Origin of the sequence: uncultured Faecalibaculum sp. (assembly GCF_910588395.1) — a bacterium.
GTDB lineage: Bacteria > Bacillota_I > Bacilli_A > Erysipelotrichales > Erysipelotrichaceae > Faecalibaculum.
Window position 1 is genome coordinate 1 of record NZ_CAJUPA010000047.1, and the last position, 14752, is coordinate 14752.

Consider the following 14752-nt stretch of genomic DNA (forward strand, 5'->3'; position numbering starts at 1 on the left):
TACTACTGTTTTCATCTATGGCAGGTGGCTGACTCAGCCATGAGATTTCGTATGTTCATGCAGCTTGTGAATTCATCTCAGAACAGGTGCTATCTATTCAATTATTAATGGGAAAATACGAATCTATACCTGCTAATGTATGTTTGAAATAAGCGAATGGTGAATGTTCTATGCCAATCAGGATGAATAATGACATAGACAAACTCATTCAAGCATGATGACAGGGAACAAACGTAGAAATAAAGCGAGGATACGGACAATGACCAGCCGTTTTCCGGGCTCCGAATCTATGAGATAGTTACCAGAAGCATTTGGAACAGATTCATAGTATTTTTTACCATATTCTGTTTATCCATAGCGTTGAAGCATAGTTGATGAGAATCTCTTCAAAGAATGTGTGCAGAGTTTCAGATAATGATCTGCTTCCGGTAAATGCTCCTGGCAAATCAATATCTGAAATCTGGGATTTTTAAGGCGAAATCTATAAACACAAGGCATGGAATAAAGACAAATAACTATCTGCAGCATAGCATGTTGAATCGTATGATATCTGTTACCAGGCAGTTCACTTTTTTTCATTTCAAAGGAAATCTGCATCCAATGCAGCCTTGATGCAAAGATACTGCCGGTTAAGATGGTAAAGTAATTACAGAGCCATGAGCATTCCTGCTGAACAGACTGGAATGCATCATGATGGATGATGATTCGGGAGGCTGACGTGGCAAGAAGAAAGAAACCGGAAAAACTGACTGCAGATGCCGCAGCCGGAGCAGGCAAGACGGATGAGCTCTATCAGAAACTGGTCAGGGACATCGAAGAAAAATATGGACCTGGAACACTCATTCATCTGGGGGAACTGACCGCCAGCTGTCCGCATTATTCCACCGGCATTCTCTCTCTGGATGAAGCATCCGGAATCGGAGGACTGCCCAGGGGAAGAATCGTGGAAATCTACGGTCCGGAAGCAGCCGGCAAAACGCTTCTGTCTCTGCAGTGCATCGCCAGCGTGCAGAAAGAAGGAGGGCGCTGTGCGTTCATCGATGTGGAACAGGCAATGAATACCGGGTTTGCCGCCATGCTGGGCGTTGATCTGGACAACCTGGCATTTGTACAGCCGCAATCCGGGGAACAGGCACTGGATATTATGATTTCGCTGGCAGAATCGGGACTCTTCTCCCTGATTGCAGTCGATTCAGTCGCCGCTTTGCTTCCGGAGGCTGAAATCGACGGGGACATGCTGGATCTCCAGCTGGGTGCGCAGGCCCGGATGATGTCCAAAGCACTGCGCCGCTGCGGGCCTGTTCTGAATCAGATGGGAACGACTGTGATCTTCATCAATCAGCTGCGGGAGCGCATTGGCATGACTTTCGGAAATCCGGAGGTGACACCAGGCGGCAGGGCGCTGAAATTTTATGCCTCCATGCGGCTGGAAGTCCGGCGGAAAGAAACACTTCGGACTGGCAGCGAAATTACCGGCAGTACCATTTCCGTTCGGGTTACAAAGAACAAAGTGGCTGCTCCGTTTCGGGAAGCTGAATTTGATTTGTATTTCGATTCCGGGATTTCACTGGAAAAACAGATTCTGTCCAGAGCAGTGGAACTGGGACTCATCGGGAAAACCGGTTCATGGTATTCTCTGGATGGTGAAAAAATCGGGCAGGGAACGCAAAGTGCTGTGGAATGGCTGAGGCAGAATCCTGAACAGGCCCGTTCCCTGGAGAGTTCTGTCCGAAGGGAAATGGGACTGGACGATCAGGATCATCATGCGGAAGAAACGTGATTCCGGAAAACAGACAGGCACTATGGAAATCTGGGATGGGAGGTGAGCGGATGCTGGATTCAGTTCAGTTCCTGCTGCGGAATCCGGAAATGGATTCCACTGCAGAGCTGCCGGAAAGGCTGCAGCAGGTCAGCGGAACAGGGCCGGATGAAAACGGCGGAGTTATGGAAGCAGATCAGACTGCAGCAGCCAGGTGTGCTCAGTGTCTGCTGGCAGCTGCCGGAACTGGCAAACGGGTTCTTGTATTCTGTGATCCCTCACCGGAATCTGTGCTGCTGGCAGCCATGAACATCAGAGGCCTCCAGCGTGCAGGAATTGCGGCAGACTGGCGGATTTCTGCAGAAATCAAATCCGGTACTGCCGGAATCAGTCTCCAGGATGCCCTGGAGATCGAACTGGAAGAGACCGATATTGTTCTGCTTATTCTTCCTGGAACACACGACGACAGGGCCCTGAACCATCTGCAAAACTACGGAATCACTCCGTTGACACTGACAGCAGAAGGCAAAGGACAGGACATTGCATATCCGGCAGGAAATCTCATTCTGCAGAACTGGGAACTGCTCAGACAGCTGTATTCCGGGCAGTCACTGCGCCAGCCGGAGGATCTGCTTCCCTTTGTGTTCGCAGCGCTGCAGTCAGCCGGTGTGCCTGTTCGATCTGTTCCTGATTTTCTTACAGAAACTGGTCTGGAGTGGCTGAGTCATTCAATCATGCCCTGCTGGCGGCTGGTCAGAACCGCAGCTTCTGTTCATGATTTCTGCCGTATGCTGCTGTCCGCCATCATCGCAGGCCGGACAAACCTTGCTCTTCGATACCTGACAGAAGATGACGAACTGCAGGCTGCAGATCAGTTCAGGCAGCTGCAGGAGATGCACAAAGACCAGGAACGGATATCAGTATCCATAACCGACCAGGTCATGAAGGGACTCATGGAAGGAACTGTCAGCCAGAATCACGGGTTTCTGGAAACAGACTGTTCTTTCCCGGATCCGGTGACAGCCATCCATCCGGCAGTCTGGCTGGCCAGAGAACTGAACCGGATCGTTCTGCTCTCAGACAGCAGTCAGACTGTTGCAGGGTTTCCGGATACCAGTCTGGCTCATGCTGCAGCCAGACTGCTCGGCCGGAATGGGCATGGCATTCGTTTGTGTGCAGAGGGCAGATGTCTTGTGATTCACAGAACCGGACAGGATCAGCCCGGAAGCGTTCTGATGCAGGCTGGCATCCATCTGGATCACAGCCTTCCTGTTCCGGAAACCATCATTGATCTGGAAATCGGACAGGATGAGCTGATCAGCGAATCCTGGGATGAAATCCGGGAACTGGCACCGTTTGGGATCGGCAACCCAGAACCTCTCTTTCTGTGCCGCAACCTGAAAATACAGGATCTGCACCGTAGTCAGGAAGATCCGGAGAATCTGGATGCCGTGTTTTCGCTTTCTGACTATGAAGGAGAAACGATACAGGCAACAGGCACCGGACTGGGAGACTTTGAGGACATTCTTCCGGCAGGAATCACTGTCAGTGCTGTCTGCCGTCTTGATGTCTGTCAGCAGGGAGAGGACCGCAGTCTGATTCTTCGACTGAAACATCTGATATGGGAACCGGTTTATGCTCCCGGAAGTTCCATAGATGAGGATGATCTGTATATCAATGGACTGGTGACCATTCCGGAAATCCTGGAAGAATATGGAGCAGAAGCAGGAGTGCTTGTTCCCACCGCAGCCGAGCTCAATCGGGTCCATCGCATTTTGCGGGAAATGATTCCAGAACATGGCTGGGCAGCTACAGATCTGACTCTTCTTACACCGGCAGTGGCTACACGGACAGGACAGGAGCTGACTCCATTCAAGCTCTCCCGATGTCTCGAAATCCTGCAGGAAGCAGGTGTGCTGCGCTGTTACCGTCCGTCCGGTACCCGGCTGTTTCTGCGGATTCCGGAGGAAACCGGTCCTGTGATGCGGCTGGGGCAGACAGCAGCCTATCGGAAAATGATTGCCCAGCTGCAGCCTGCAGAGGATACTGGACGGTTGTGAACAATTGGAGAAAGTGACAATGAATACAGATACAACAAAGGTTACAGAACAGGCATCAGACGGATGCAGCGGGATTCCGGAAGGCAGCTATCCTCCGGGATACAGCCGGAGGGACATTCAGGAGCAGGGTGTGAATCTGGAAGACTATGTACGGATTTATGAAGATCCGTACCGAGGACAGCAGCAGTATCTGCCGTATCAGTTCCGCCTGGCGTGGCTTCGTAATACCTATCCGCAGGGCATTATCCGGCAGCTGGAACCTGAAATGCTGGCGGAAGGGCGGCAGCTGATCGGCGGGATGGAATTCTTCAGAAATCCGGAGGATACCATCGGCGAGCGGGTCTACTGTCAGGTTAGCCGGGATGAAACTGGACCGGAACTGGATACCAGGGATCTGTTCGAAGTCCTCAGGCAGAAACTGATCAATGCTCTGACAATCGGCCTTGGCTTCAGTCTGCCGGTTCTTTCCACAAGAGAACTGCAGGATCAGCAGAAGCAGCGTGAAGAGAAAGGAACCGAAGAAGACCCCAGGCTGAAGCTGGAAGCACTCCAGGATGAACTGGTATCCCTTCACAGTCAGCTGGAGTTTGCCCGGGAAGTCAAGGCAAAGCAGGACCTGGAAATCAGGGATCTGCACTATGCACTCAACCGGCTGGAGCATCAGCAGGAGAACAGACAGAAAGCAGTCCTGAAACTGAATCGTTCGGAATCGGCCATTCAGACAGCAGCGGACGAATACCGCCCGGATCAGGTGGCATTTGTCCGGAAAGCTGCAGACGGCAGTCTCAGATGGGTCAACCAGGAAGGGGGACGGATCAGTACCCCGGTACTGAATTCCGTCGAAGAAGCATGGGATGCACAGATTCCGCTGAAAAAAGGCGTGATGATTTCTGTGCGTGAGCGGCTGGAACAGGCAGCAGATTCCGAGGATGGCGCTCTTCTTCTCAGGACCTGGCTGAACAGAACACAGAAAATCAGCAGCAAAGCACAGTTTCCGGGCATCTGTGCTGTCCGGTATCTGTATTATCATGGAGAGCTGAACGAGCTGTGCAGAAAGCTGGGCCTTGATCCCTGGCCTGTTCCGGACTCGGCAGCGTAATCGGACAGCAGGAAAGGGAAATCAGGTATGCCACTTACAGCCAGTCAGCAGCTTGCGGTCACCACAGAAGGAACATCCATACTCCTCAATGCAGGAGCGGGATCCGGGAAAACACATGTATTGACGGAGCGGGTTGTCAGAATGCTCTCAGACGGACGCGTCCAGTCCGGAGAGGTTCTGGTTCTTACCTTTACCAAAGCTGCAGCACAGGAGATGAAGAACCGTATTTCAGCCAAAATGCAGACACTTCTGGAACAGGCAGAAGCCAGGCTCTCTGTTTCAGAGGACGATCCTTCGCTGGAGAAGGAAGTTGCATTTCTCCGGAAGCAGCTGGTCATGCTGCCGTCTGCCTCCATTCAGACCATAGATTCTTTCTGCAATGATGTGGTCCGTCAGAATCATGCTCTGGCCGGACTGCCGGCGAATATTCTGATGATTCAGGATCTGAATCAGGCCAGGATGAAGAACGATGTACTGGACCAGATCATAAGCGAAGCCCTGCAGAAAGATCAGGAAACCATATCTGATGTTCTTCGTACATATGGCGGTGTCCGGAAAACGAAAAGCGAGATTCGCCGGCTGTCTGAAAAACTGGCCTCTTTTGATGACAGAGATCTCTGGATCCAGACTGCACTCTCAGGCTGGAATGAGGAAAATATTGTCACAGCCGCAATGGAGTCCATACAGAACATCCTGCTCAGGGAATTGAGGAAGCTGGAAGAGAATGCGGATTTTCTGGCGCAGGATCCGGAACAGAAGCCCAAATCCGTGGCGTATCTGCTGAATATGGAAAAACAGGCAGCCGGGCTGATCCACCGGCTGGAATCTGCGGGACTGCAGGAACTGACTTCTCATGACTTTGCCTTTCTGCAGAAAACCAGTGCCCGGATTGTGGACACCGGTTCGCAGACACAGGCAAAAAAACTGTTTGCTGACGCCAAAAGCACGCTGAAGGAATTTACAGAGATCCAGACTGTGCTGGAGGAACAGATCCGGCGGATGCAGGTCATGAAGCCGGTTGTAGAAACCACCATCCGGCTGACTGGTCTGTTTGACCAGCGGTATGGTGATCTGAAGAAAGCCCGGGGATTGATGGATTTTGCCGACCTGGAATCCTATGCTCTGCAGATCCTCAGTATCCCTATGATTTCCGACCAGTACCGCAAGCTCTACAAGCATGTTTTTGTGGATGAGTATCAGGATACCAATCCTGTGCAGGAAAAAATCATATCCCGTGTTGCAGGGGACCACAACCTGTTCTGTGTTGGCGATATGAAACAGTCCATCTACCGCTTCCGGAGTGCAGATCCGCTGCTGTTCAGACACAGGAGTGAACGCTATCTGCGAAACACACAGGAGGGGATCGTCATCAACCTGGCTCAGAATTTCCGGTCATCCACCAACGTTCTGAATTGCTGTGATGACATTTTTTCTCATCTTGCGACAACCTCCCGCGAACTGGAATATGGGGAAGGTGACCGTCTGCAGGTGGGAAGAACAGTGATGGGACCGGTTCAGGAAACCATGCTGATAACCTGTACAAAAGAAGAGCTGGAAGCGCAGGACAACAGCGGTTTTCTGGAGAGTGAAGCCATAGCAGGGTACATTCTGAAGCGGATGAAACAGGATATATTTGATCCGGAGCTGAATGACGGAAATGGCGGGATGCGTCCATGCCGCTGGTCAGACATCGCTGTTATAGGCAGAAAACGTACAGAGTTCCTGAACAGTCTGGTACAGGTTTTCAGCTCTGCAAAGATTCCCTATTCTCTGGATAAGTCAGGGCCGCTTCTGAAAACGCTGGAAGCCCGGATGCTCATTCAGATTCTGGGTCTGGCTGCCGGATTTGAAGATGATTTTGCGATTCTGAATATGCTCCGCAATGGCTTTTTCGGATTTACCGATGAAGATATGACCAGCCTTGCATGCGTCTCCGGGAAAAGGTATATAGACAGGATTCAAGTCTGTTCAGAAACTCCGGAAACTGAACTGGGAAACAAATGCCGGCAAATCACGAGGTTTATCAGTGATCTGAAAAGACTGGATGACAGTTCGCCGCTGTCAGATGCCATCAGCTGGGCCGCTGACCAGATCGGATTCAGGACCTGGTGTGCTTCTTTGCCGGATGGATTGCAGCGCCTGGCAAATCTGGACCTCATTCTGAAGATGGCTTCGGATTTTCAGCGGGACGGAAGAAACCGGCTTCATGCTTTTGTGCGGGGGCTGAACAGTCTGGACCCGGATCTGGATTCCATACCATCTGCCAAAACTCCTGCCGGAAAGGACTGTTTGCTCCTGACAACCATTCACGGATCAAAAGGCATGCAGTATCCCATTGTTATCATCCCCTTCGCCGGAAAGAACATTCAGGGATCCTCCGGTATCCTGGATTCCAGACTGGATGTTGCCCATGACATCAGCAATCCGGAAAAACATGCAGCTGCTTTGCCATACCTGGATCCGAAGCTGGGGTTGAAAGGGTCTATTTTCCTGGACGACCTGATCAAAGCTGAAAACCGGAATAAATCGCTGGAGGAGGAGCGCCGTCTGCTGTATGTGGCTATGACACGTGCGCAGGAAGAGCTGGTGATAACAGGGCAGAAACCGGAGGACGGAAAGTCAGCTTCCTCCCTGATGGGCTGGATCCTTGACGCCCTGAACAGTTGTCCTGATCATCGGGGAGCCTGGAGGGAACAGAGCATGATGGACTATGCCGGGTATCTGGAAACAGGCAGTCAGCCTGCAGCAGTAGTTCCATATCAGCCTCTGAAAGCCGATCCGGACCAGTTCGAACCGGAGGAAGAAATGACTGTGTTGCGGGACCGGTATCCGGTTCCCATTGCGGTTGGTGCTTCCAAAGCCGCAGCCAGTCTCAAGGGAACCGCACAGAAGGAGAGCAGTCCCTTCCGCGTTGTACGTAATGAAGAACAGCTTGACGAGGATACAGATCATCAGGAAGCAGCCCAGCGGGGGATCCGGCTCCATGCGCTGATGGAACAGATAGAATTTTCCAGAATCCAGGACCCGGGGTATCTCGAGAATAAAATGGTGGATATGTTTGGCGAAAACAGGGAGGTTGCAGACCCGGAAAAACTCCGCCTGCTGTTCAGACAGCCTGAAGCGCAAACCATATTGCAGGCAGATGCGGTGATCCGGGAAAAAGCCGGCAGTCTCCTCCTTCCATACTCCAGACTTGATTCCGAATATAAAGGGGATCTGAAAACCCGAATTCAGGCGATCATGGACCTGGTAGTCCGAAAAGATGGAAAATGGTATTTGTATGATTACAAATCGGATGTCATCGGCGGAAAGCCGGGATCAGCGGGGGTTGAGAAAAAACTGGCAGAACGCATTGAGCATCACCGGATCCAGATGGAACTCTATCGTCAGGTTTTGCTGGATAATTTTGATATTGATATAGAGGCGAGCTGGCTGATTTTCACGGATGTTCCATGCTTTGCACAGGTGTACAGCAGACAGAATACCGCTTTCCTGACACAGCTGGATGAACACGGACAGAAATAGAACGCGGAGGAACTGTTATCAGTTCCTCCGCGTTGTTCTTTGCGGGAATCATTCAGATGGTGGATGCAGATCAGAATCCGCTCAGGTTTTTGTGGCAGCTTTCCTGAAAAGGGCACCAGGTGCAGGGAGACCGTCCGTTTTCTTTCTGAGGATCTGCCACGATGATGCCTTTTTTTATGGACTGGATGGTATCGCAGCTTTTCCTGACTGCCAGATTCATCAGTTCCTCCATTTCTTCTGCTGACAGCAGTGACTGGGAGGAAACTGCATTGGCAATTCCTTTGGCTGTGGTCGTCAAAGGAATCACACCGGACGTATAGGAAGGGGTTCCAGGTTCAAAAGCGGTATCCGAAGCTTCCAGAACATCGGGCCGTGACAACGTGTAACCGGACATCTGCCGGTTGCTGCGCCGTTTGCCCGTAACACGTGATGTATCCGGTGTTTCAGCTGTCTTCAGCTCAACTGTTTCCTCTGAAAGACGGTCATAATACATGCCGGCAGGCTGCAGGTTTTTGTCAGCAGCCAGGGCCATCATATACAGAGGAGGCTGCAGGTTCAGTCCGGCTTCCACCGTTTCACGGGTCAGGTCTTTCTTTTTTCTTCCACTTTTGTAGTCAATGATCCGGCCGAAACGGTTTCCTTCCGGTGTCTCCCAGGTATCCACTCTGTCAGCAATGCCTGTCAGCCGGAAGGACGAGTCATCTGACAGTGGCAGCTCCATTCCGCTGCCATCTCCCAGCTCATATTCCAGCCATGCCGGTTTGAACCCGGACTCTGCATTCTGCTCCATGATCAGCCGGAGTGCATCCCTGGCTGACTGCAGCAGCATGGCCTTTTCATAGGTCATGAGTCCGCCGCCCTCCAGTACCCGCCGATTGTGGGTTTTCAGATTTTTCTCAAGACTGTGCTCCAGAATCTGATCCATGGTTTCTGTGTCATTTGCCGAAATCTTCCGGTCCTTTGCTTCCTGAAGGCAGTCTTTGAGAACAGCATGCAGGAAAGTTCCGCGGTCTGCACTGGTTTCTTCATACTGCTCCGGATCCCGGGCACGCAGTCCCCGCTGCATGAAGAATCTGAAGGGACACTGATTGTAGCTTTCCAGACTGGTGACAGACAGCCGTTCAGTTCCCTTGAACAGGGAAGAGGCAGCGCTGGAACTGAAGGTCTTCCAGTCACGGTGAATCCATGCATCAGCCTGTTCCAGAAGACGGGAGTAACGTTCACTGTACCCGTATTTCATCTGCAGAATCCGGGCGGCTTCAGCGTAGGAAGGCAACCCTTTCTGTTTCTGCAGATCCAGAATATCGTGAAGAAATGCGTTTTCTGCCAGACTTTCACCTGTCCGGTCATCTATGGGGAGCTGTGCTGTCAGTGGACGCAGAAAACCGGCTGGTTCCAGTTCCTGATCGTCGTTGCGGATATGCCAGGAAATCCAGACAGAGTCGGAGGCATTGGCGATGGCGCAGACTGCATCAGTGGCGGATTCATCTGCCCAGTCCCGGTTGGACCGGAAGTCAATACCGGCGGCTGTCAGTACATCTGTTTCCTGATCAGTGATGAATGCCGGGTTGGGCAGAACCGGAATTTCATTGCTCCCGGCTCCCAGAATGCACAGATGGGTGCAGTGAATGGTTCTGCAGGAATGAAGAGGTTCCATCTGAATGGACAGCTGTCTCTGGCCTGAGGTGGAGACAATGATTTCATCCGCCGTTTCATCAATCAGCCGGCTGAAACTCTCCAGTGACATGACTTCGCTGCCGCATGTCCGGTCAAGCTGGAGAATCAGCCGGTTGAAGGCTTTCCACTGCTGTTCCAGAGATTCGGCTCTGGATACGTCTTCTGAGCGGCTTGTTTCCCAGACTGACTGCAGAAATGCGAGAAATGGACTTCCTTCCGCAAAATCAAGAAGAGCGCTGCAGCAGTCGCTGACTGTAACAGCCTGTTCCAGCTTCAGACGCAGCGTTTCTGTCAGGGCATACAGATGGTCCATGGCAGCATTGACCTCCTGCAGCTGTCTGGAAGCAGAGGAAGGAAGTTTGGCAGCGGGGTTTTCTTCTTCCAGCGCCTGTCCGTATTTTTTCAGTCTCGTCAGTCCTTCTTTCAGATCCGGTCCCTGTGACTGGATGAAGTGAAGCAGTGTTCTCCGTTCCTGCCAGTCCAGTCCCAGACCCTCGCCGGACAGAAGACTGGCCAGGATTCCGCCGTTATCCGGATCCTGAATCCAGGCAAGCAGGGAGGAAAACGTGCCGTATACCGGGCTGCGGGACAGTGTTTCACCCTGGTAGTAAACAGAATCCAGTCCTTCTGCAGCCAGGAGTCTGGAGAGGTTTTCGTGCCATTTTCCAATGGAAGCACCGGTGACCAGAATCCCGGAGGGGCTCACGCCCTGGGCAATCCATTCGGCTATGCGGGAAGCAGCCGCCACCAGTTCATCCTCCAGGGTCATGCACTGTACCAACTGAATACAGTCGTTCTTTTCCAGGACAGGCTGTCCGGTACCCTCCAGCCAGGTGCTGACCGCCTCCAGGGAAGGGGACCGGTCTTTTGTGACAGCCGGTTTTGTGTCAATGCGGACCGGGCGTGCTGATTTCAGGCGAACTTCCCGAATCAGATTTCTGTAGAAAACTGAAGCCCGGCGATAATGGGCATTTCCTTCCTGCCGGCAGTCTGCAGGCATCACAGGCAGGGCGATATCCGCTGAATCCGCCTTCAGGAGGATGGCTGCCAGCAGTTTTTGGGTCACGTAATCATAATCATCCAGAACATCAATGAAAACATGACCGGTAGATATGGGCAGTGTTTCCAGAATGGAAGCCATTTCCAGCATGAAATCCTCACGGCTGGTTTTTCCCTGTTTCTTCAGGGATGTCAGATAGGCTTTCATAATGACCAGCAGATCGTGAAACCGGCATTCGGAAGCTTTCGACAGAAAGCGGTGCTGCATGATGGTTTCCAGCTGATCCGGCTGCACTCCGGCTTTCTGCAATCGTCCAATCAGCGTTCCCAGATCCCTGGCTGCGGTCTCTGGCTGACGGCTGTAAGCCAGAAACCGGAAGTTGTGGGATGGATCTGCCAGAATCTGCTCCAGGATACGGGTCCGGCTGTGCTCATCTGCCACTTCCGTCTCCTCCAGACCGGCTTTCTGGGCAATCCAGCCGGCAATCTGCTGCCGGCCCAGCAACCGGCAGGGAAGATGCTGCCGGGCAAGCTCCCTCTGCATTTCACTGAAGGCGTGACTGGAGATGATGAACAGCTGATCTGATTCAATGGAATGGTTCATCCGGTTCATCAGTGTTCCCGAAAAATCGGCACTGGCAGGACCTTCGCAGAATGTTATGGAAAGAGGATTGTTTTTTTTCATGAATACCTCCTGATGATTCTGTTGAAGAACTTCATGATTTGAGTATACCGGGAAAACGCGCAGTATCCGTGCCTGCTGTCGACTTTTTTTGAATCCCATGACAGACAGGCGGAAAAATAGCGTATACTGCATCAAGTAATGGAAGAAGGAGGCAACAGCCATGAAAATCACAGGTCTGCGAAAAAACAGAACCAATGACAGAATCTCTGTGGATATAGACGGCAGTTTCGCTGCCTCTGTCAGTCTGGAAACTCTGATGACACTTGGAATCAGAACTGACAGTGAGCTGACGGAACATCAGTACAGACAGCTGAAACAGCACAGTGATACAGAAGCTGCTGCTGCCTGTGCGGCTGCGATTCTGAAATACGGTCCCAGGACTGAGAAGGAAATGTACAGAAAGCTGACAGACAAAGGCTTCAGCCGGGAAATCACGGCGCATGTAATTGAAACGCTGAAAAAACTGCAGCTGGTGGATGATGCCGAATACTGCCGCAGTTTTGTCCGGATCCATCGCGATTTGAATGGATGGGGTCCTGATAAAATCCATCACGCCCTGCTGGAAAAAGGGCTGGTACCGGAACTGATTCAGCAGGCGCAGGATGAACTGTATGACCGCGAAACAGCAAGACAGAGAGCTCTGGAAGCCGGTTCACGAAAACTGAAACAGATGAAAAGGAAAACCGGTTCGGGTGGTGAAATCCGGCAGAAGCTGTACCGGTTTCTGTACTCCAGAGGATTTGACAGCGAAGTATGTCAGTCTGCTGCCAATGAACTGCTGCGGAATGCAGAAGACTGAAGAAAGGTAAGCATGGCAAAAACCAGACTCGGCTATATCTGCACCGAATGCGGATACAAATCACTGAGACCGCTGAAGCGGTGTCCTTACTGCGGAGAATTCGGAACGCTTCACCCGGAAGAACCGGAAACAGCCCGTTCAAGCACAGGAAAAACTCTGGCCAGAACCCACGACACAGTCCGGTCTGTCCCGGTTTCACAGATCCGGACAGATTCCAGTCCCCGGTATGAAACCGGCATCAGCGAGCTGGATACAGTTCTGGGTGGTGGACTGGTCAGTGACAGCGCGGTTCTGATCGGGGGAGATCCGGGCATTGGCAAATCGACACTTCTGCTGCAGGTCTGCAGGGAACTGAGCCATCAGGCACGTGTCCTTTATGTCTCGGGGGAGGAATCGGCATCTCAGATCAGCATGCGGGCACAGAGACTGGGAGCCGAAGAAGAAGACATCTATATCTGTTCCGAGAGCGACATCACGGTGATTGCCTCGGAAATTGAACTGCTGGATCCGGACGTTATTGTCATTGACTCTGTTCAGACAGTCTATTCTCCTGAGATTTCTTCTGCACCGGGCAGCGTGGCGCAGGTGCGGGAAGCCACGTCCATTCTCGTGAATCTCGCCAAGCGCCGTCATGCTGCAATGCTGATTGTGGGCCATGTGACCAAAGACGGCAGCATTGCCGGTCCCAAAATACTGGAACATCTGGTGGATACAGTTCTGTATTTTGAAGGAGAGAAATACGACTCTCTGCGTCTTCTCCGGGCGCAGAAGAACCGGTTTGGTTCCACCAACGAAGTTGGGGTTTTTGAAATGACAGAACATGGATTCCGTGAAGTGACAGATCCATCAGGTGTTTTCCTGGATCACAGCCGGGAAACAGCCGGCTGCTGTGTGACATGTGTTGTGGAAGGCACTAGAGCCATTCTGGCAGAATGCCAGGCTCTGGTGGCAGGAACCGCTCTCGGAACGCCCAGAATCACATCCACCGGACTGGACCGGGGCCGGCTGGCGCAGCTGATGGCAGTCCTGGACCGGAAATGCGGTCTGCGGATCTCCGGGAGCGATGTGTACACCAGCATTGTCGGAGGAATGAAACTGTCTGATCCTTCCCTGGATCTGGCTCTGGCAGTCACGCTGGTCTCCAGCCTGCAGGACAAGCCTGTCCCTTCAGGGACAGTGGTCTGCGGAGAAATATCGCTGACAGGGGAAGTAAGGTCGGTGCCGCAGATTGAAAAGCGGATCCGGGAAGCAGCCAAACTCGGATTCCGGGAATTCATTCTGCCTGCAGCCAGTTACGAGACACTTCTTCAGCAGCCGGCAGGGAAGGCTGCTGAAGAAAGCATATCCCTGATACCGGTGAAAACCGTCAGCGGTGCGCTGGATCATCTGCTTGCCGGCTGGCGCAACTGACTGTGCTGATATCCATTTTCCTGCTGTTCTATGTTCACCGGGCATGATACTCCCGCTGGCAATCGCTGATGTTGGCGGGCCCTGCAGGTGAAATCTGCCAGGGATTGAGAACAATCACCGGACAAATCAGGCATGAACGGTCAAATCATCACAACCGGGTGTATCAAAACGCTTATGAATGAGATTTTGAGAATTGAGTGAGCATATCATTATTCATAAACAAGCAAAGTCAGTATGATGAAGGTGCAAGAGATGAAAGGCGCAAGCCTCATTGGAAGCCACCTGTTAAACAAATGAAAGGCAAAAGTGTTTCCTCAATAAGTGGCTCTGGCACTGTCACGGTGTTCCTTGCTGGAAACAAAAGGTAATAATCCATGACAAAAGATGAAATGATCGCAAAACTGACTCCGGCTATCGGCGATACTGCTTACGGCAAAGCTGTTCTGGACGTACTGGCTGACACATTTGATGATGCTGACAAGAAGTATGGACAGGATGCTCTGGATCGCATTGATGACCGTCTTGGCTTCCTGAAGGGCTGGGAAAAGAAACACGCTGCTATGGGCGAAGATGCAAAAGCTGCTGCTGAAGCAGACAAGATTGCCATCCTGGAAAAAGCTCAGGCTGCTCTGAAGTAAGTCGTCAGACTCACGAATAAAGAACATGGAGGTTCCGTTATGGAATCTCCTTTCTTTGTGTGCCCGGCATGGCACATATCTGGGTGGTGAAAGTCCACTAT

The 14752-nt window shown here is 51.9% G+C and carries 8 protein-coding genes; 7 read left to right on the forward strand and 1 reads right to left on the reverse strand.

Features of this window, described 5'->3' with window-relative positions; translation table 11 throughout:
* Positions 1-718: 718 nt before the first annotated feature.
* Genes recA through QZ305_RS10520 form a run of 4 tightly spaced genes read left to right on the forward strand, consistent with a single transcriptional unit; the run spans position 719 to position 8443 of the window.
* A complete protein-coding gene (recA, locus tag QZ305_RS10505; protein ID WP_294731852.1) occupies positions 719-1780 on the forward strand; it encodes a recombinase RecA in 1062 nt (353 codons plus the stop codon).
* A 50-nt stretch (positions 1781-1830) separates the two neighbouring features.
* Positions 1831-3819 (forward strand): hypothetical protein, encoded by a 1989-nt coding sequence (locus QZ305_RS10510; protein ID WP_294731853.1) that lies wholly within the window; start codon positions 1831-1833, stop codon positions 3817-3819.
* A 19-nt stretch (positions 3820-3838) separates the two neighbouring features.
* Positions 3839-4918, forward strand: coding sequence for a hypothetical protein (locus QZ305_RS10515; protein ID WP_294731854.1), 1080 nt, complete (start codon positions 3839-3841; stop codon positions 4916-4918).
* A 27-nt stretch (positions 4919-4945) separates the two neighbouring features.
* Positions 4946-8443, forward strand: a complete 3498-nt coding sequence (locus QZ305_RS10520; RefSeq protein WP_294731856.1) for a UvrD-helicase domain-containing protein — start codon at positions 4946-4948, stop codon at positions 8441-8443.
* A 70-nt stretch (positions 8444-8513) separates the two neighbouring features.
* Here the strand turns inward: QZ305_RS10520 and QZ305_RS10525 are convergent, their stop codons facing one another.
* Complete coding sequence (locus QZ305_RS10525; RefSeq protein WP_294731858.1) at positions 8514-11804, reverse strand: PD-(D/E)XK nuclease family protein; 3291 nt, start codon at positions 11802-11804, stop codon at positions 8514-8516.
* Positions 11805-11964: 160 nt separating this feature from the next.
* On the opposite strand from QZ305_RS10525, the gene QZ305_RS10530 reads away from it, so the two are divergent.
* The 3 genes from QZ305_RS10530 to QZ305_RS10540 all read left to right on the forward strand — a co-directional run bounded on the left by QZ305_RS10530 (position 11965) and on the right by QZ305_RS10540 (position 14651).
* Complete coding sequence (locus tag QZ305_RS10530) at positions 11965-12603, forward strand: regulatory protein RecX (protein ID WP_294731859.1); 639 nt, start codon at positions 11965-11967, stop codon at positions 12601-12603.
* Positions 12604-12615: 12 nt separating this feature from the next.
* The gene (gene radA, locus QZ305_RS10535; protein WP_294731861.1) at positions 12616-14013 is read left to right on the forward strand and encodes a DNA repair protein RadA; all 1398 of its coding nucleotides are present in this window, start codon (positions 12616-12618) and stop codon (positions 14011-14013) included.
* A 374-nt stretch (positions 14014-14387) separates the two neighbouring features.
* Complete coding sequence (locus tag QZ305_RS10540) at positions 14388-14651, forward strand: FRAT-87 protein (protein ID WP_294731863.1); 264 nt, start codon at positions 14388-14390, stop codon at positions 14649-14651.
* The last annotated feature ends 101 nt before the right edge of the window (positions 14652-14752 follow it).